The 18,233-nt window shown below is 64.6% G+C and carries 16 protein-coding genes and 2 rRNA genes (1 of these 18 cut by a window edge); all 18 read left to right on the top strand.

Features of this window, described 5'->3' with window-relative positions:
• Positions 1-1,926: ribosomal RNA gene (locus tag ABJF88_02365) — 23S ribosomal RNA — on the top strand; it begins 1,007 nt to the left of the window's first position.
• 140 nt (positions 1,927-2,066) lie between these two features.
• Positions 2,067-2,179: ribosomal RNA gene (rrf, locus tag ABJF88_02360) — 5S ribosomal RNA — on the top strand.
• 178 nt (positions 2,180-2,357) lie between these two features.
• Positions 2,358-2,966 (top strand): sigma-70 family RNA polymerase sigma factor, encoded by a 609-nt coding sequence (locus ABJF88_02355; GenBank protein MEP0545750.1) that lies wholly within the window; start codon positions 2,358-2,360, stop codon positions 2,964-2,966.
• Positions 2,967-3,055: 89 nt separating this feature from the next.
• Positions 3,056-3,943 carry a hypothetical protein gene (locus ABJF88_02350; protein MEP0545749.1) on the top strand — a complete coding sequence of 296 codons (888 nt, stop codon included), beginning with the start codon at positions 3,056-3,058 and terminating at the stop codon, positions 3,941-3,943.
• A 66-nt stretch (positions 3,944-4,009) separates the two neighbouring features.
• On the top strand, positions 4,010-5,305 hold the full coding sequence (purB, locus tag ABJF88_02345) for an adenylosuccinate lyase (GenBank protein MEP0545748.1): 1,296 nt from the start codon (positions 4,010-4,012) through the stop codon (positions 5,303-5,305).
• Positions 5,306-5,405: 100 nt separating this feature from the next.
• The gene (locus tag ABJF88_02340) at positions 5,406-5,777 is read left to right on the top strand and encodes an NADH-quinone oxidoreductase subunit A (protein MEP0545747.1); all 372 of its coding nucleotides are present in this window, start codon (positions 5,406-5,408) and stop codon (positions 5,775-5,777) included.
• Between the two features lie 113 nt (positions 5,778-5,890).
• Positions 5,891-6,424: an NADH-quinone oxidoreductase subunit NuoB gene (nuoB, locus tag ABJF88_02335; protein MEP0545746.1), complete on the top strand. Its 534-nt coding sequence runs from the start codon at positions 5,891-5,893 to the stop codon at positions 6,422-6,424.
• A gap of 12 nt (positions 6,425-6,436) precedes the next feature.
• Positions 6,437-7,111: an NADH-quinone oxidoreductase subunit C gene (locus ABJF88_02330; GenBank protein MEP0545745.1), complete on the top strand. Its 675-nt coding sequence runs from the start codon at positions 6,437-6,439 to the stop codon at positions 7,109-7,111.
• 114 nt (positions 7,112-7,225) lie between these two features.
• Complete coding sequence (gene nuoD, locus ABJF88_02325) at positions 7,226-8,497, top strand: NADH dehydrogenase (quinone) subunit D (protein ID MEP0545744.1); 1,272 nt, start codon at positions 7,226-7,228, stop codon at positions 8,495-8,497.
• Between the two features lie 85 nt (positions 8,498-8,582).
• Positions 8,583-9,251: an NAD(P)H-dependent oxidoreductase subunit E gene (locus ABJF88_02320; protein MEP0545743.1), complete on the top strand. Its 669-nt coding sequence runs from the start codon at positions 8,583-8,585 to the stop codon at positions 9,249-9,251.
• 7 nt (positions 9,252-9,258) lie between these two features.
• Positions 9,259-9,840: a Uma2 family endonuclease gene (locus ABJF88_02315; GenBank protein ID MEP0545742.1), complete on the top strand. Its 582-nt coding sequence runs from the start codon at positions 9,259-9,261 to the stop codon at positions 9,838-9,840.
• Positions 9,841-9,850: 10 nt separating this feature from the next.
• Positions 9,851-11,224: an NADH-quinone oxidoreductase subunit NuoF gene (nuoF, locus tag ABJF88_02310; protein ID MEP0545741.1), complete on the top strand. Its 1,374-nt coding sequence runs from the start codon at positions 9,851-9,853 to the stop codon at positions 11,222-11,224.
• Positions 11,225-11,251: 27 nt separating this feature from the next.
• On the top strand, positions 11,252-11,809 hold the full coding sequence (locus ABJF88_02305; GenBank protein ID MEP0545740.1) for a DUF4920 domain-containing protein: 558 nt from the start codon (positions 11,252-11,254) through the stop codon (positions 11,807-11,809).
• Positions 11,810-11,840: 31 nt separating this feature from the next.
• Positions 11,841-13,571: a molybdopterin-dependent oxidoreductase gene (locus tag ABJF88_02300; GenBank protein ID MEP0545739.1), complete on the top strand. Its 1,731-nt coding sequence runs from the start codon at positions 11,841-11,843 to the stop codon at positions 13,569-13,571.
• A 55-nt stretch (positions 13,572-13,626) separates the two neighbouring features.
• Complete coding sequence (nuoH, locus tag ABJF88_02295) at positions 13,627-14,679, top strand: NADH-quinone oxidoreductase subunit NuoH (GenBank protein MEP0545738.1); 1,053 nt, start codon at positions 13,627-13,629, stop codon at positions 14,677-14,679.
• 132 nt (positions 14,680-14,811) lie between these two features.
• Positions 14,812-16,851: a transketolase gene (tkt, locus tag ABJF88_02290; GenBank protein ID MEP0545737.1), complete on the top strand. Its 2,040-nt coding sequence runs from the start codon at positions 14,812-14,814 to the stop codon at positions 16,849-16,851.
• Positions 16,852-16,919: 68 nt separating this feature from the next.
• Positions 16,920-17,585 carry a ribulose-phosphate 3-epimerase gene (gene rpe / locus ABJF88_02285; GenBank protein MEP0545736.1) on the top strand — a complete coding sequence of 222 codons (666 nt, stop codon included), beginning with the start codon at positions 16,920-16,922 and terminating at the stop codon, positions 17,583-17,585.
• Between the two features lie 133 nt (positions 17,586-17,718).
• Complete coding sequence (locus ABJF88_02280) at positions 17,719-18,165, top strand: response regulator (GenBank protein MEP0545735.1); 447 nt, start codon at positions 17,719-17,721, stop codon at positions 18,163-18,165.
• Positions 18,166-18,233 lie beyond the last annotated feature (68 nt).

Below are 18,233 nucleotides of genomic sequence, written 5' to 3'. Positions count from 1 at the left end.
CGTGTCCGAAAGGGAAACAACCCAGATCGACAGCTAAGGCCCCCAAGTCCATGTTAAGTTGACCAAAGGAGGTCGGACTGCACAGACAACTAGGATGTTGGCTTAGAAGCAGCCATTCATTTAAAGAGTGCGTAATAGCTCACTAGTCGAGCGGTCCGGCATCGAAAATGTCCGGGCATCAAACATGGCGCCGAAGCTTCGGATTGGTGGTTTACTACCATCAGTGGTAGGGGAGCATTCCAGCGGCGTCGAAGCCTCTCTGTGAGGAGGGGTGGAGCTTCTGGAAGCGAAAATGTAGGTATGAGTAACGACAAGACAGGTGAGAAACCTGTCCGCCGTAAGCCTAAGGGTTCCTGTTCAACGTTAATCGGAACAGGGTTAGTCGGGACCTAAGCCGAGGCCGAAAGGCGTAGGCGATGGAAAACGGGTTTAATATTCCCGTACCACCTGACAGCGTTAACGTAAGGCGTGACGCAGAAGCGTAAGGTCCGCGTCCAGACGGAATTGGGCGTTGAAGTGCGTAGGCCGAGGGGTAGGTAAATCCGCCCTTCATATAGGCTGAAACACGACAGTAGGGGGAGCCGCCAGGCAAACCCATAGTGGCCCCGAGCATGCTGCCGAGAAAAGCGTCGTACGTTGCCAAAGGTGCCCGTACCGCAAACCGACACAGGTAGGCGAGGAGAGTATCCTCAGGCGCTCGAGTGATTCATGGTTAAGGAACTAGGCAAATTAGCCTCGTAACTTCGGGATAAGAGGCACTCTCCCCCACTAAAAGCAAGGGAGAGTCGCAGTGAAAAGGCCCAACCGACTGTTTATCAAAAACACAGCTCTCTGCTAAGTCGCAAGACGAAGTATAGGGAGTGACACCTGCCCGGTGCTGGAAGGTTAAGGAAGGTTGTTAATGGGTTCGCCCATGAAGCTCCCGACCGAAGCCCCAGTAAACGGCGGCCGTAACTATAACGGTCCTAAGGTAGCGAAATTCCTTGTCGGGTAAGTTCCGACCTGCACGAATGGTGCAACGAGTTGGGCACTGTCTCAACCATGAGCTCGGTGAAATTGTGGTGCCGGTGAAGACGCCGGCTACCCGCAACGGGACGGAAAGACCCCGTGCACCTTTACTACAGCTTAGCATTGACTTCGGCCAAAACGTGTGTAGGATAGGCGGGAGGCTGCGAAGCGGCGTCGCCAGGCGTCGTGGAGCCACCCTTGAAATACCGCCCTCGTTTTGGTTGAAGCCTAACCCGCGACCGTGATCCGGTCGGGGAACAGTGTTAGGTGGGTAGTTTGACTGGGGCGGTCGCCTCCTAAAATGTAACGGAGGCTCGCAAAGGTGTCCTCAGCATGGTCGGTAATCATGCGTAGAGTGTAAAGGCACAAGGACGCTTAACTGCAAGACATACAGGTCGAGCAGATGCGAAAGCAGGCCTTAGTGATCCGGCGGTTCCGAATGGAAGGGCCGTCGCTCAAAGGATAAAAGGTACGCCGGGGATAACAGGCTTATCTCCCCCAAGAGTTCACATCGACGGGGAGGTTTGGCACCTCGATGTCGGCTCATCGCATCCTGGGGCTGGAGAAGGTCCCAAGGGTTGGGCTGTTCGCCCATTAAAGCGGTACGTGAGCTGGGTTCAGAACGTCGTGAGACAGTTCGGTCCCTATCTGTTGCGGGCGTAGGAAATTTGAGTGGATCTGTCCTTAGTACGAGAGGACCGGGACGGACTGACCGCTAGTGTACCTGTTGTGGCGCCAGCTGCATCGCAGGGTAGCTACGTCGGGAAGGGATAAGCGCTGAAAGCATCTAAGCACGAAGCCCACCACAAGATGAGATTTCCCTTATAGGTCGTTCTAGATGAGGACGTTGATAGGCGGCAGGTGTACGCGTAGCGATACGTTTAGCCGAGCCGTACTAATTACCTATGAGACTTAGATCCATAGTGCGCTTCCGCACGTGGATTTGAACCACAGCGCTCAGGCGCTTGGTGACCCGCTAGGACCCTTCGCTACTTGCATCGTGTCAAATATTTTGAGTACGTCCAGCCGGTAAGGCTGTAGTCGTAGCTCGCCGAGTTCTTGGTGGCTATTGCGCAGGGGAAACACCTCTTCCCATACCGAACAGAGTAGTTAAGCCCTGCTGCGCCGATGGTACTGCGCTAACGCGTGGGAGAGTAGGTCGCCGCCAAGTTCCTTTAGAGCCCCGTTGCCTGATGGCAGCGGGGCTCTTTTGTTTTGGGTATCAGCAATGAGGGGTTTGGCATGCTGCGGCCCATGTCGGGTCGCGGAAGTTCAGGAGGCCTTTGAACCAACTCATGCCCGGTCCGTAGATTCGGCGCGACCGGTATTACTCCATACTCCACGCCCGCATGGCTCGCCCGTCCTCCGATGCCCCTTCTGCTTCCAGTGAGCAAGACCGCACCCTCGTTTCTGAAGCGCTAGAGGGTGGGCAAGAGGCCTATCAGCAACTCATGCAGAAGTACCAAGAACCCATCCGTCGCCATGTGCATCGGATGGTTCGTGATAAGGGGATGGTAGATGATCTCGTGCAGGAGAGCTTTATCAAAGCGTTTACGTCACTCAGCTCTTATTCTAGCGATTACGCGTTCTCGACCTGGCTCTACAAGATTGCGACCAACCATACCATTGACTACCTGCGCAAGCGGAAGCTTTCGACGTTCTCAATAGATCAGCCGGCGCCGGGGAGCGATGACAGTCGCACGTACGAAGTACCCGACACCACCTATCGCCCCGACCGGCATGTGATGGAAGATCAGCGGCGTGAGTTGATTCAACTCGCCATCGACGCGCTGCCTCCTAAGTATCACCGTGTTATCGTGATGCGACACCAGCAGGATCTGAGCTACGACGAGATCGCAGTGGAGTTGGATCTCCCGTTGGGTACGGTAAAGGCACACATCTTCCGCGCGCGTGCACTCCTCTACAAATATCTCCGCGATCAGCGCGAGCATATCTGAAGTGGCAGGGGGGAGTGAAATGGGCGCGAGGAGTGAATGGAAGCGTGTGAAGGCGTAACCAGTCTCGCCTCCCGCGCGTACAGCCGACCATGAGAACCCGACCGACACTCCGGCTGCGCCCCCTTCTCTTGTTTGTGCTCGTAGGCAGCGCTGTGCCGGTGCTAGCGGCCATCACAGAGCGATACTACTTCGAGGTCCCGCACGAGAGAGAGTCGGCGCTGCGAGCTGACTTCGATCTTGCCCTCGGACACGTCACCGTAGCAAAGGCGGAACCGGGCTACCTGTTTCAGGCCGAAGTCGCGCTGGAAGACGAAGGCATGGTGCCTGAGATGAGCTACGAGCGCGATGGTGCGACAGGAGAACTGACGCTCGGCTTCGACTCGGGGGGGAAAGGAGGCGATGGGCTAACAGTTCGCGGATTCAGTATTCCCGAGGACAACGAGTGGCTGCTATTCTTCTCCGACCGCGTCGCCCTCGACTTATCGTTCGAGTTAGGGATGACGGAGGCCGAGCTGGATCTGACAGGTCTGCGCGTGGAGCGCCTCCGAGTCGAGAGCGGGATGGCAAAGACGATGCTGGCGTTCGACGAGTTGAATCCCGTGACCATGGAGCATCTCGACGTGGAAGCGGGGATGACGAAGTTCGTCGGACGGAAGCTGGGCAATGCTCGGTTCGAGCATTTCGCGCTCGAAGGTGGAGCCGGCTCGTTCGATCTGGACTTCACGGGTGGACCGTTGCCGCCCGGAGCCGAGGCTGAGATCGAAGTCGGCGTGTCGTCGCTGCTGGTGAGACTGCCGGAGAACGTGCCGGTCATTCTCTACGCGCCGGACTCGTGGCTGGCGCGCGTCGAGGTCCCGAACGGGTTCATCAAGCGGGGGAAGGGGCTGTGGCACAGCCAGCAGGTGCAGCGCGAAGAGGATGCGTTCATCGTTCGCATCGAAGCGGGAATGGGGAAGGTGGCGGTGAATGTCGAGTGAGGCGCGGCGCGTAGCGTACAGCGGGTGGTAGCTTCCAGTACTTCGTCACGGACCCGTTTGGACGCTATGATCGACCGATATACCCGCCCCGAGATGGGCGACCTCTGGAGTGAGCACGGCCAATTCCAGGCGTGGCTCGACGTCGAACTGGCGGCGTGCGCGGCGTGGAGCGACGTGACCGGCTCCATCCCGAAAGAGGATGTCGAGACGCTCTATCGCGAGGCGTCGTTCGACATCGATCGGATCCACGAGATCGAAGAGACCACGCGGCACGATGTCGTAGCCTTCACTCGGGCGGTGTCGGAGACGCTGGGCGAGGAGCGGAAGTGGGTACACTACGGGCTGACGTCATCGGACGTGGTCGACACGGCGCTCAGCCTTCGGCTCCTCCGGGCGAACGAGCACATCGCCGCCGCGCTCGACCGGATGATCGACGTGCTTGCCGAGCGGGCGAAGGAGCACCGGGCCACGCTGACGATCGGCCGCACGCACGGCGTCCACGCCGAGCCGACGACGTTCGGGCTCAAACTCGCGCTCGCCTTCGACGAGATGACGCGCAACCGCGAGCGCTTTAAAACATCGGCCGAGGATATCCGCGTCGGGAAGCTCAGTGGAGCCGTCGGGACGTTTGCCAATATCCCGCCGGAGGTGGAACGGGTGACGATGGAGCGGCTCGGCCTCCGCCCCGCGCCGATCTCGACGCAAGTGCTCGGCCGCGACCGGCACGCGCACTACCTCGCCACACTCGCCGTGATCGGCGCGAGCCTGGAACGGCTCGCCGTCGAGATCCGCCACCTCCAGCGCTCGGAAGTACTCGAAGCCGAAGAGGCGTTTGGGAAAGGGCAGAAGGGATCGAGCGCGATGCCGCACAAGCGGAATCCCATCGGGTCGGAGAACGTGACCGGGACGGCGCGGCTGCTGCGCGGCTACATGGTCGCGGCGTACGAGAACGTCGCGCTCTGGCACGAGCGCGACATCAGCCACTCCTCCGTCGAGCGCGTGATCCTGCCTGACGCGACGACGATCCTCCACTACGCGCTCCACCGGATGGCGAACATCATCGAGAATCTGGTTGTCTATCCCGAGCGGATGCAGGAGAACATGGACCGGACGCACGGGCTCGTGTTCAGCCAGCGCCTCCTGCTCGGGTTGATCGACGCGGGGCTCAACCGGGAGGCGGCGTACGACCTGGTTCAGCCGCTCGCGATGCAGGCGTGGCGCGAGGGCCGCAGCTTCCGCGCGATCGTCGAGGACTCCGTCGTCACGGAGCACCTCTCGGCTGAGGCCATCGCCGAGGCGTTCGATCCGGCGTACCATCTCCGCCACGTGGACGAGATTTTCGAGCGCGTCGGGCTGGAATAGAGGCAGCCGGAATCGTGCGTTCTTCGGCGCCTTTCAATTGAACGGGGCCGCCGCGTGCCGTACCTTCGTCCGGATACGCCCTTTGTCTCGCGCCGCCGCTATGCTCGTCGAATTCCTGCCCATCTTCCTCATGCTCGTGCTGGCCCTCGGGCTGGCACTCACCCTGCTCAAAGCGGCGGAGTACCTCGGCCCGAGCCGGCCGCGCGCCGTGAAGTCGAGCCCGTACGAGAGCGGGATGGACCCGATCGGGACGGCCCGCGAGCGGTACTCGGTGAAGTTCTACCTCGTCGCGATGATCTTCATCGTGTTCGACGTGGAGGTCGTGTTCATGTACCCGTGGGCCGTCAGCTTCCAGACGTTCATCGAAGCCGGCGCCGGCCTCGGTGCATTCGCCGTCGTCCTCGTCTTCATCCTCATCCTCGTCGTCGGGCTCATCTACGACATCAAGAAGGGCGGGCTGGAGTGGGACTAGGCGGGTCGCCCCGTGGTGAAGTTTTCAGCCACGAATGAAAACCTGTAGCTCGTCCCGAAACGTTCGCCCTGTCCTCCGGTTGGAGTAGTCCTCCAACGTGACCCCGAACCCCCATGCAAGAAGGCTTCCTCACCACCACCGTCGACGCCGTCACGAACTGGGCGCGCTCGAACTCGCTGATGCCCATGCCGATGGGCCTCGCGTGCTGCGCCATCGAGATGATGGCCTTCGCCGGTCCCAAAGCCGACGTGGCCCGCTTCGGCTCCGAGGCCATGCGCTTCTCCCCCCGCCAGGCCGACCTGATGATCGTCGCCGGCTGGGTATCGTACAAAATGGCGCATGTCGTCCGCCGCATCTGGGACCAGATGCCGGACCCGAAATGGTGCATCGCGCAGGGCGCGTGCGCTTCCACCGGGGGCATGCACCGCTGCTACGGCGTCGTGCAGGGTCTGGACAACTTCGTCCCCGTCGATGTGTACGTGCCCGGCTGTCCGCCGCGCCCGGAGGCGATCCTCCACGCGCTGATGGACATCCAGGAGAAGATCCGCAACGAGCACTCCGTGACGATGGACGAGCGCGAAGACGTGCCCGCCATCCGCCCGGCCTCGGCCGAGGAGACCCGCCGCCTCGCCGGCTCGCACGCTTAATCCCCGCTCCCGATGCGCGACGACGTCCGAAACGTAAAGCCCCGTGTGGACCCGGACCAGGAGAAGCAGGTCCTCAAGTTCCACTTCACGCCCGTCGCCCCGCCGAACGAAGCCGAGGCGACGCAGAACCCGCACGCCAAAGCGACCACGCAGGTCGCCGACGTGATCGAAGCGCTGCGCGAAGAGTTCGGCGACGCCGCGGGGGAGACGGTGGTGTACGCGGGCGAGCACACCGTCTACGTGGACCGCGACCGGATCGTGGATGTCTGCCGCTTCCTCAAGGAGTCGCAGGGATTCAACTACCTCTCCGACCTCGGCGCGAACGACCGCTTTACCGAAGAGGACCGGTTCGAGGTGTTCTACAACCTCGTCTCGATGCAGGGACGCAAGCGGATCCGCGTCAAGCTCCGCACCGACGAGGATACGCCGGTGCCGTCCGTCACCGGCGTCTACCGTGCCGCCAACTGGCACGAGCGCGAGGCGTGGGACATGATGGGCATCCGCTTCGACGGCCACCCCGACCTCCGACGGATGTTCATGCCCGAGGACTTCGAGTTCCACCCGCAGCGGAAGGAGTTCCCCACGCTCGGCATCCCCGGCAGCCTCCCGCTCCCGCCGCAGCACACCGGCGGCGCCCTCACCGCCGACCCCTTCGCCCGCGCCCACGGCGACGTCCCAACCGACTAGTTGGAGGTGAGAGGTTTGAGGTTGGGGGCGAAAAACCCCAAACTCCGAACTTCGGACCCCGAACCCGACATGGAAATCAAGAAGCAGTCCTACGACCTCGGTGCCACGCGCGACATGGCCGCCGACCACAGCTTCACGTTCTGGCCCCGCCACAACGAGGCGCTCTACAAGCGGCTCGAGAACAAGCACGTCTACGTCGAGCGCGACGCCGACCCGCTCGAGTCGCAGATGATCCTCAACATGGGGCCGCAGCACCCGGCGACCCACGGCGTCCTCCGCGTCGTCATCCGCCTCGACGGCGAGACGATCGAGACGGCCGTCCTCGATCTTGGCTACCTCCACCGCGGGATTGAGAAGCTGGCGGAGGTGAAGACATTCCAGGAGTTCATGCCCTACACGGACCGCATGGACTACTTGAGCCCCTACTCCAACAATGTCGCGTGGTGCCTCGCCGTCGAGAAGCTCGCCGGGATCCCGGTGCCCGAGCGCGCGCAGTGGATCCGCACGATGATGTCGGAGCTCGCGCGGATCTCGGCCCACCTGCTCTGGCTCGGCGTGGCGCTCATGGATGCTGGCGCGCTCTCCGTCTTCCTCTGGACGTTCAAGTACCGCGAGGAGGCGTACTCCATCTTCGACGAGGTCGCCGGCGCCCGCTTCACCGTGAGCCACAGCCGCATCGGCGGCGTAGCGTCCGACGTGAGCCCCGAGGCGCTGACGCTCCTGCGGGAGTTCTGCGACAACTTCTCCAAAGACATCAAGGAGTGGAAAAAGCTCCTCAACCGCAACCGCATCTGGCTCGACCGCAACGACGGCATCGGGATCGTGACAGCCGAGGAGGTCGTCGAACTCGGCTTCACCGGGCCGAACCTCCGCGCCTCGGGCGTTGACTACGACATCCGCCGCTTCGAGCCCTACCTCAAGTACGAAGAGATCGACTTCAACATCCCGATGCGGACCGAGGGCGACAGCCTCGCCCGCTACTTCGTCCGCATGGAGGAGATGGAGGAGTCGATCAAAATCATCCGGCAGTGCCTCGACCGCCTGCCCGACGGGCCCATCCGCGTCGACAACGCGAAGGAAGCGTACCCGAGCAAGGACGAGGTCTATTACTCGATGGAGGGGATGATCCACGACTTCATCCTCACCGACAACGGCCCCGCCGCGCCGCAGGGCGCCGAGTCCTACCACGCCATCGAAGCGCCGAAGGGCGAGCTCGGGTTCTACCTCGTCTCCGACGGCACGGGCAGCCCGTATCGCATGAAGATCAACTCGCCCAGCTTCTGCAACCTGCAGGGGCTGGAGTACATGCTCGAAGGCGCGATGATCGCCGACACCGTCGTCCTCATCGGCTCCATCGACCCGGTGATGGGCGAGGCTGATAAATAGAACCACGAATGACGAGCGCCGAGTGACGAATGGTTGCTCGCAGCACCCACTCGTCATTCCGCACTCGTAACTCGACACTCGAAAGATGGACGCTTCGCCGAAACCGATGTACCTCCCCACCGAGGAGCCCGAGCGCCACGTCGCGCCGGCCGACCTCGTGTGGACCGCCGACGAGCAGGCGCAGATCGATGCGTGGGTCGCCAAATACCCCACGGCCGACGGCGCCGTGATGTGGGTGCTTTGGCTGGCGCAGGAGAAGTTCGGCTGGCTCCCCGCCGAGGTGATCGAGCTCGTCGCCGACTCGCTGGAGCTGCCGTACGCGAAGGTCTACGGCGTCGCGACGTTCTACACGCAGTACTACAAGAAGGAGATGGGCAAATTCGTGCTCGACGTCTGCACGTGCTTCTCCTGCCAGCTCTGCGGCGGCTACGACATCCTCCACTACCTCGAAGAGAAGCTCGGCATCCCGAAGGGCGGGACGACGCCCGACGGTCTGTTCTCGATCCAGGAGGCCGAGTGCCTCGGCGCCTGCGGCTCCGCGCCGATGCTCCAAGTCACGAACGGCGAGTACGTCCACAACCTCACGCCCGAGAAGTGTGACCGGCTCATCGCCTCGCTCCGCGCCGGCGAGATGCCCGCCTTCGAGAGCGTCACGCTCCCGCAGGACGAGACCGACCTGGGCGGCAACCGCCGCTCCGACGTCGACGTCACCGAGCAGTACGTCACCCCGCCCGTCTCTGAGACGATCCACTAACGCCGTCATGTCGACGCTCACTGCCCCGTCAGACACTCCGCCCGTCCGGCTGCATCGTTGGACGCGGGCGGAGTATGAGCGGATGGTGGAGGCCGGGGCCTTGCGTCCTGACGCGCGGTTGGAATTGATTGCGGGCGAAATCGTCGAGAGAATGAGCCCTCAAGGGAGTCGCCACGCCACCACCGTCCAACTCGTCGCCGCTGCCCTGCGCCGTACCTTTGAAGCCGGCTTCGACGTGCGGGTACAGCTTCCGATTGCGCTCGGCGAGCGGTCGGAGCCGGAGCCCGACGTGTATGTGGTGCGGGGAGCCACGCTCGACTACCTCGACGCCCATCCCACAGAGGCTGTGCTCCTCGTCGAGGTGTCGGACGCCACGCTCGCGCTCGACCGGACGGTGAAGCTTGCTGTGTATGCAGCGGCCGGCGTTCCCGAATATTGGATCGCCAACGTCCCTGAAGCCTGCCTCGAAGTGTACCGCGACCCGGCTGGCGAAACGTATCGTTCGAAGACGACGCTGCGCGCCGGCGCGACCGTTGCTCCTACGGCCCAGCCCGATCACGCGATTCCCGTCGCCGACCTGATCCCCTAGCTCTTACCCGATGGAAGCCCCCAAGCTCAACGACGGAAAAACGAAGGCCGGTGACTGGCGGAACTACGAGCGCGTGCTGCTCCCGCCCGTCCGCGACCTCCACAAGCTCGACGTGTACGAGCAGCAGGGCGGCTACTCCGCCCTCCGTGCCGTGCTCAGCGACGGCAAGTTCGATCCGAAGGGGCTCGCTTCGCACGTCCGCGAAAGCGGCCTGCGCGGGCGCGGCGGCGCGGCGTTCAACACCGGGCTGAAGTGGAGCTTCATGCCGCCCGTCGACCCCGACGTGCCGCGCTTCCTCTGCTGCAACGGCGACGAGTCCGAGCCCGGTACGTTCAAAGACCGGCAGCTCTTCGAGTACAACCCGCACCTCGTCATCGAGGGGATGGTGCTCGCCAACTACGCGATCTCCGCGGCGGCGTGCTACATCTACATCCGCGGCGAGTACGCCCACTGGATCCGCCACTTCCAGCGCGCCGTCGACGAGGCGTACGCGAAGGGCTACATCGGACAGAACATCCTCGGCTCCGGCTTCTCGACCGACATCGTCGTGCACAAGGGCGCGGGCGCATACATCTGCGGCGAGGAGACCTCGCTGATGGAGAGCCTCGAAGGCAAGCGCGGCTATCCCCGCGTCAAGCCGCCGTTCCCCGCGCAGAAAGGCATCTGGGCGCGGCCGACGACCATCAACAACGTCGAGACGCTCGCCCACGTCCCGCTCATCGTGAACCGCGGCGCTAGCTGGTTCGCCGGCGTCGGCGCGGAGAAGCACCCCGGCCCGACGATCTACGGCATCTCCGGCCACGTCGTGAAGCCCGGCGCGTACGAGTACCCGACGGGCATGCTGATCTCCGACCTCATCGACGAGGTCTGCGGCGGGATGCGGAACGGGAAGAAGTTCAAAGCGCTCGTCCCCGGCGGCTCGTCCACGCCCGTCCTCACCGCCGAGATGTGCGCGGGCACGACGATGGACGCCGACAGCCTCCGCGAAGCGGGCTCGATGATGGGCACCGCCGGGATGCTCGTGATGGACGAAGACACCGACATGGTGAGCTTCCTCCGCCGCATCACCCACTTCTACCACCACGAGTCCTGCGGCCAGTGCACACCGTGCCGCGAGGGCACGGGCTGGCTCGAAAAGCTCGTCACGCGCATCGACGAGGGCGAGGGCAACCTCCGCGACCTCGACCTCCTGCTCGAGCTCTGCGACAACATGGAGGGCCGCACGATCTGCGCGCTCGCCGACGCCGCCGCGTGGCCCGTCCGCTGGACGATCCGCCGCTTCCGCTCCGAATTCGAGGCGAAGTGCCGTCAGGCCACCTTCGCCGGGGCCGACCTCGAAGGCGACGGCGCAGGCCGCGCCGCCGAGCCCGCTCCCGTCTCCTGATCCATCGCACCAATCGACACCCAACCCATGCGTCTCGCTGCTCTCGCTCTCACCGCCGGCCTGTTGCTCACAACGGGCTGCTTCGAATCACAAGAAGGCCACGTCGTCACCGATGATGACGCCCTCGCCGCCGTGCCCACGATCCCGGCCGGGTACGACGGCTACGGCGACCCGCTCGACCTCGACGGGGACCTCGTCGCGCTCACGCCTGCGGCGGTGACGCAGGATGTCGGGACGTACAACAACACCGTCGTCCGCGTCGAGGGCACCGTAGCGCAGGTGTGCAAGATGCAAGGGTGCTGGCTGACGCTGCAGAACCCGACCGGGCAGCCGATCCGCGTGCAGGTCCCCCGCGACTCCTCGGGCTACGTCTTCACGTTCCCCACCGACCTCGGCATCGCCGAGGTGATCGTGGAAGGGACGGTGACGGCGGATACGACGAGCGTCGAAACCCTCCGTCACTTCGCCGAGGACGAGGGCCGCTCGCAGGAAGAGATCGACGCCATCACTGAGCCCGAGCCCACGGTCGTCCTCACCGCGCGCGGCGCGCTCGTCAAGCGGCCCGCCGACGCCGTCCAATCGTAACCGTTCTCCGATCTACCGTCACCCGACTGCAATGCCCACTGTTACGATCGACAACCAGCAGCACGAGTTCGAGCAGGGCGACACCCTCCTCCAGTACTGCCTGGACCGGGGGATCGAGGTCCCGCACTTCTGCTACCACCCGGCGATGTCCGTCCCGGCCAACTGCCGGCAGTGCCTCGTGAAGATCGGGACGCCGATGAAGAGCCGGCAGACGGGCGAGATCGAGCGCGACGAGCACGGCAACCCCGTCATCAACTTCATGCCGAAGCTGCAGCCCTCCTGCGCGGTCGACATCACCGACGGGATGGTGGTCCACACCCAGCTTTCGGACGCCGAGGTCGAGCACGGGCAGGTGGCGAACCTCGAACTCCTGCTCATTAACCACCCGCTCGACTGCCCGATCTGCGACCAGGCTGGCCAGTGCCCGCTCCAGATCCAGGCCTACAAGTACGGCCCCGAAGGCTCGCGCTTCGAGTTCGAGAAGGTCCACAAGCCGAAGCGCGTCCAACTCGGCCCGAACGTCACGCTCGACGCCGAGCGCTGCATCAACTGCACGCGCTGCACGCGGTTTACGAGTGAGATCACCGAGACGCACCAGCTCACGATCCACAACCGCGGCGACAAGAACTACCCGATGACCGCGCCGGGCGTCGAGTTCGACGACCCGTACTCGATGAACGTGTGCGACATCTGCCCCGTCGGCGCGCTCACCGAGACGTACTTCCGCTTCAAGGCCCGCGTGTGGGAGATGTCGAAGACGCCGAGCGTCTCGACGTACGGCAGCAAAGGCATCAACGTCGATTACTGGGTCAAGGACAACCAGGTCCTCCGCATCACCCCGCGCCAGAACCTCGAGGTCAACGAGTACTGGATGCCCGACGCCGCGCGGCTCGTCTACACCGAGTTCAACGAGCACCGGCCCGAAGGCCCGCGCATCCTCTACCGCGACGGCGGCTTCGGCCCGGCGACGTGGGAGCAGGCGTACGACGCCGCGGCCTTCCTGCTTAAAGACGTGGACGGCGGCGAGGTCTTCTTCCTCGGCTCCGCGTGGGCGACGGTCGAGGACAACTACCTCCTCACGAAGCTCGCCGACGCCCTCGGCGCGCCGACGCCGCAGTACATCCCCCACGTCGAGTCCGGCGCGGGCGACGACTGGCTCGTCACCGACGACCGCGCCCCGAACGCGCAGGGCTGCGAGCGCCTCGGCATCGAGCCCGCCGACGCGGACCTCCTGCGGTCGCGGCTCCAGAGCGGCGAGATCAAAGTCCTCTACGTGCTCGAAGACGACCCCGTCGCCGCCGGCGTGCTAAGCGAGGCCGACCTCGACGGCGTGCAGGTCATCCTCCACCACTACCACACCACAAACGAGACGCTGCCGTTCGCGAACGTCGCGCTCCCGGCAGCGATGGCCGTCGAGACGGTCGGGACGTACGTCAACGGCGCGGGCCGCGCGCAGCGCCTCCGCCCGGCCAAGGCGATCCGCGGCGTGAACCGGACGCTGATGATGGAGATGGGCGTGAGCCGCCTCGACCAGCAGGGCACGCCGTTCGACCGCTGGCACGACGAGAGCCACAAGGTCGACTGCCAGCCCGGCTGGGCCGCGCTCCCCGAAATCGCCGAGCGCCTCGGCCACGCGATGCCGTACGCCGGCCCCGCCGCCGTGATGGCCGAGGTCGCCGAGCGCGACGCATTCGCCGGCGCCACGCACAAAGCGATGGGCCACCTCGGCGTCCAGCTCGAAGACACGGCACAGCCTGCTTGATTTAACGCCGTAGGGGCGACCGGCCGGTCGCCCCCACCCATCACCCCTCGCCCGCATGGCTACGATTCTCGCGATCTGGGAGTTCATCGATCTCCCGCTCGTCATCTTCATCCTGCTCAACCTCCTGCTCATCTCGGCGTCGGCGCTCGTCTACGCCGAGCGGAAGGTGGCTGCGTTCATCCAGGAGCGGTCGGGTCCGAACCGCGTCGGGCCGAAGGGGCTGTTGCAGCCGTTCGCCGACGTGTTCAAGCTCATCTTCAAAGAGGACATCGTCCCGACCGCCGCGAACCGGTTCCTCCACTCGTTCGCGCCGACGCTGATGGTGGTGATCGCGATGACGACGGCGAGCGTGATCCCGTTCGCGCGCGGGCTCGTCGTGGCGGACATCAACGTGGGCATCCTCTTCATCCTCGCGCTCACGTCGCTCTCGGTCTACGGCGTCACGCTCGCGGGGTGGTCGTCGAACTCGAAGTACTCGCTCCTCGGCGGGCTGCGGTCGTCGGCGCAGATGATCTCGTACGAGCTCGCGATGGGTGCCGCCGTGATCTCGGTCGTGCTGCTGAGCGCGTCGCTCAACATGACGGCGATCGTCGAGAGCCAGAACCACCTCGGCAGCCTCTTCGGGTGGAACATCTTCCGCAACCCCGTCGGCTTCTTCCTCTTCACGATCGCGGCGTTCGCCGAGACGAATCGCGCGCCGTTCGACCTGCCCGAGGCCGAGCAAGAACTCGTCGGCGGCTACCACACCGAGTATTCGGGGATGAAGTTCGGGATGTTCTTCCTCGCGGAGTACGTCAACATGTTCATCGCGAGCATGATCATCGCGACGCTCTTCCTCGGCGGCTACCTCGTCCCCGGCGAGATCTTCTTCGCCGACGCGCTCTACGCGAGCGGGCTCGGCTGGCTGATGGCCGTGCTGCAGGTCGGCGCGTTCTTCCTCAAGTCGGCGTTCATGGCGTTCGTGTTCATCTGGGTGCGGTGGACGCTCCCGCGCTTCAAGTACAACCAGCTCATGAACATCGGCTGGAAGTACATGCTGCCGATCTCGATCGCGAACATCCTCGTGATCGCGCTCCTCGTGGCGGCTTGGCACACGTTCTTCGTCTGATCCGTAGGGAAATACAGATTTTACGCGGGGGCGATTGGTAAAGTCGTCCCCGCGTTGTTTAATGTGGCTTGGCCCGTGCGGAGTTTTCCTCCGTCTTACCTTCCCTCTTCCGCCCACCTCGCCCCGCTCGTCATGGCTGAATCCGCCGTTGCCCTCTCCGAGACCGAACTCCACCGCCTCCAGGACCTCGCTGCGAACACGCTCCGCGGCCTCGCCATCGACGGCGTCGAGAAAGCGAACTCCGGCCACGCCGGCCTCCCGATGGGCATGGCCGACGCTGCGATCGTGATCTGGACCGAGTTCCTCCGCCACAACCCCGCCGAGCCGACGTGGGCCGACCGCGACCGGTTCGTGCTCTCGGCCGGCCACGGCTCGATGCTGCTTTACAGCCTGCTCCACCTCGCGGGTTACGAAGAGATGACGATGGACCAGCTCAAGAGCTTCCGGCAGTGGGGGAGCAAGACGGCCGGCCACCCCGAGAGCTTCCTCGCAAAAGGCATCGAGACGACGACCGGACCGCTCGGGCAGGGCATCTGCAACGCCGTCGGCATGGCGATCGCGGAGAAGCACCTCGCCGCCGTGTTTAACACCGAGGAGACACCCATCGTCGACCACTGGACCTACGTCATCGCCTCCGACGGCGACCTGATGGAGGGCGTCTCGAACGAGGCGTGCTCGCTCGCCGGCCACCTCGGCCTCGGCAAGCTCGTCGTGCTCTACGACGACAACGAGATCACGATTGACGGGCCGACCTCGCTCTCCTTCTCCGAGGACCCCGTCGCCCGCTACGAAGCGCTCGGCTGGCACACCATCGGCCCCATCGACGGGCACGACCGCGCGGCCATCCGCGACGCCATCCACACGGCGAAGGGCGTGCTCGACCGGCCGACGCTCATCGCCTGCCGCACGACGATCGGCTTCGGCAGCCCCAACCTTGCGGGCACGCACGACGTCCACTCCGATCCGCTCGGCGAAGAGGAAATCAAGCTGACGAAAGAGAACCTCGGCCTCCCGGTCGACAAGACGTTCTACGTCGCCGACGAGGTGCGCGAGCTGATGGGCAAGGCAACGTGCGACCTCGCCGAGGCGCACTCCGACTGGAAGACGCGGTGGGACGCATGGCGCAGCGCGAACCCCGACCTCGCCGCGCAGTGGGACGCGATGCACAGCCCGACGCCCGGCGGCGACTGGGAATCCGCGCTGCCGACGTTCGACGCCGACGAGAAGGGCATGGCGACGCGCGCCGCGAGCGGCAAAGTCATCGACGCCATCTTCCCCGTCGTGCCGTCGCTGATGGGCGGCTCGGCCGACCTCACGCCGTCGAACAAGACGCAGGCGAAAGGCGCACAGGACTTCTCGCAGGCGACGCCCGAGGGCCGTTACATCCGCTTCGGCGTGCGCGAGCACGGGATGGGCTCCATCCTCAACGGCCTCACCGTCCACGGCGGGCTGCGCGGCTTCGGCGGCACGTTCCTCGTCTTCTCCGACTACATGAAAGCGGCCGTCCGCCTCTCGGCGCTGATGGAGATCCCGGTGACGTGGATCTTCACGCACGACTCCATCGGCCTCGGCGAAGACGGGCCGACGCACCAGCCGGTCGAGCAGATCGCCGGGCTGCGGGCGATCCCGAACATGTACACCCTCCGTCCGGCTGACGCGAACGAGACCGCCGAGGCTTGGCGCATCGCCCTCAGCCGATCCGACGGGCCGACCCTCCTTGCGCTCAGCCGGCAGGGCCTCCCCACGCTCGACCGCTCCGTCTACGCCTCGGCCGAGGGGACACGGCGCGGGGCGTACGTCCTCGCCGACACCGACGGCGAGCCGGACGTGCTGCTCCTCGCGACGGGCTCCGAAGTCCCCCTCGTGCTCGAAGCGAAAGAGCAACTCGCCGGCGACGGCATCGCCGCGCGCGTCGTCTCGATGCCGTGCTGGGAGCTGTTCCGCGAGCAGGACAAATCGTACCGCGACGAAGTGCTGCCGCCGAGCGTTACCGCTCGCGTCGGCGTCGAAGCCGGCAGCTCGATGGGGTGGCACGAGTGGGTCGGTCTGGGCGGCGCGCTCATCACCGTCGACCGCTTCGGGTCCTCCGCCCCCGGCGATGTGGTGATGCGCCACTACGGCTTCACCGCCGATGCCGTCGCCGACGCCGCGCGTAAGCTGGTCAACGGCTAACCCCTTTTCGCAGACTTGCTGCTCCGCATGTACAGACGCGACACGTCGCGTCTCTACCTCCGATTTCGATGATGCTCTCCGCCTCCATCCTCGGCGCCGACCTCGGCCACCTCGAACGCGACGCCCGCGCCGCAATTGACGCAGGCTGCGAGTGGTTACACGTCGATGTGATGGACGGTCATTTCGTGCCCAACCTCTCGCTCGGTTTCCCGGCGATGCGGGCGATGAAGCGGCTCTCCGACGAGACCGGGACGCCGCTCGACGTGCACCTGATGATCGCGGAGCCGGAGCGCTACGTGGACGCCTTCGCCGAGGCGGGCGCCCACGTCATCACTGTCCATCAAGAGGCGACGCCGCACCTCCACCGCGTCGTGCAGCAGATCAAAGCGACGGGCGCGAAGGCCGGCGTCGCGCTCAACCCCGCGACGCCGATCTACCTCCTCGAAGACGTGCTGCCGCTGCTCGACCTCGTGCTCATTATGTCGGTCAACCCCGGCTTCGCGGGGCAGTCGTTCATCCCGGCCTCGGTGCGGAAGGTCGGGCGGACGCGTGGGCTCATCGATACGCTCGGGGCGGGCGCGCTCGTGGAGGTCGACGGCGGCGTGAGCCCGGAGAACGCGCAGGCGCTCACGGATGCCGGGGCCGACGTGCTCGTAGCGGCGAGTGCGATTTTCGGCGGCGATATCGCCGAGAATGTTGCAGCATTTCGCCAGGCCGTGCTTCGGACGGCTTAAGCCGGCACAGCCATTGCAGATCTCTTGAGCGCGCCCGCGAGGGCGTCTAGCGCAGCCCGCTCTTCTCCTGGGTGTCCTCTTTATGTGACACCGTCCTGGGCTCCGTCCATATCACATCTAGTTGAGGCAGGACATGGGTGACAATACCCCAATCGAAGTGCTCATCGTGGAAGACAATCCGGGCGACGTGGAACTAGCCAAAGAGGCACTTCGGGACACCTCGTTTCCCGTCAACTTGCACGTCGCTCGCGACGGCGAGGAGGCGATGCGCTTCCTGCGGCGCGAGGACGAGCAAGCCGACGTCCCGCTCGCGGACCTCGTCCTGCTAGACCTCAACATGCCCAAAAAGAGTGGCCACGAAGTGCTGGAAGAGATGAAAAAAGACGCGGACCTTCGCCTCGTCCCCGTCATCGTGTTCACGTCGTCCTCGGCGCGCGAGGACATCGAGCGGGCGTACGACCGCTACGCCAACTGCTACATCACGAAGCCGGGCGATCTCGACGAGCTCGTAAAGGTGGTGCGGGCGATCGAGTCGTTCTGGCTCAACGTCGTGCGGCTGCCGCGCCGCATCGCTGCGTAGTCGCGCTGGATTATCACGGGGACAGGCGCTGAGGCATCGTAGATTCGCGGGCGAACCCATCGCTGCCC

This window comes from Rhodothermales bacterium (genome assembly GCA_039944855.1).
Classification (GTDB): Bacteria; Bacteroidota; Rhodothermia; order Rhodothermales; family JANQRZ01; genus JBBSMX01.
Note: the sequence above shows the minus strand (reverse complement) of the source record. Positions and strands in the feature narration are given on the sequence as shown.

Excerpts from the sequence above, each read along its gene's own strand:
- ABJF88_02355 (MEP0545750.1), top strand. The coding sequence starts at position 2,358 with ATGGCTCGCCCGTCCTCCGATGCCCCTTCTGCTTCCAGTGAGCAAGAC.
- ABJF88_02350 (MEP0545749.1), top strand. The coding sequence starts at position 3,056 with ATGAGAACCCGACCGACACTCCGGCTGCGCCCCCTTCTCTTGTTTGTG.
- purB (MEP0545748.1), top strand. The coding sequence starts at position 4,010 with ATGATCGACCGATATACCCGCCCCGAGATGGGCGACCTCTGGAGTGAG.
- ABJF88_02340 (MEP0545747.1), top strand. The coding sequence starts at position 5,406 with ATGCTCGTCGAATTCCTGCCCATCTTCCTCATGCTCGTGCTGGCCCTC.
- nuoB (MEP0545746.1), top strand. The coding sequence starts at position 5,891 with ATGCAAGAAGGCTTCCTCACCACCACCGTCGACGCCGTCACGAACTGG.
- ABJF88_02330 (MEP0545745.1), top strand. The coding sequence starts at position 6,437 with ATGCGCGACGACGTCCGAAACGTAAAGCCCCGTGTGGACCCGGACCAG.
- nuoD (MEP0545744.1), top strand. The coding sequence starts at position 7,226 with ATGGCCGCCGACCACAGCTTCACGTTCTGGCCCCGCCACAACGAGGCG.
- ABJF88_02320 (MEP0545743.1), top strand. The coding sequence starts at position 8,583 with ATGGACGCTTCGCCGAAACCGATGTACCTCCCCACCGAGGAGCCCGAG.
- ABJF88_02315 (MEP0545742.1), top strand. The coding sequence starts at position 9,259 with ATGTCGACGCTCACTGCCCCGTCAGACACTCCGCCCGTCCGGCTGCAT.
- nuoF (MEP0545741.1), top strand. The coding sequence starts at position 9,851 with ATGGAAGCCCCCAAGCTCAACGACGGAAAAACGAAGGCCGGTGACTGG.
- ABJF88_02305 (MEP0545740.1), top strand. The coding sequence starts at position 11,252 with ATGCGTCTCGCTGCTCTCGCTCTCACCGCCGGCCTGTTGCTCACAACG.
- ABJF88_02300 (MEP0545739.1), top strand. The coding sequence starts at position 11,841 with ATGCCCACTGTTACGATCGACAACCAGCAGCACGAGTTCGAGCAGGGC.
- nuoH (MEP0545738.1), top strand. The coding sequence starts at position 13,627 with ATGGCTACGATTCTCGCGATCTGGGAGTTCATCGATCTCCCGCTCGTC.
- tkt (MEP0545737.1), top strand. The coding sequence starts at position 14,812 with ATGGCTGAATCCGCCGTTGCCCTCTCCGAGACCGAACTCCACCGCCTC.
- rpe (MEP0545736.1), top strand. The coding sequence starts at position 16,920 with ATGATGCTCTCCGCCTCCATCCTCGGCGCCGACCTCGGCCACCTCGAA.
- ABJF88_02280 (MEP0545735.1), top strand. The coding sequence starts at position 17,719 with ATGGGTGACAATACCCCAATCGAAGTGCTCATCGTGGAAGACAATCCG.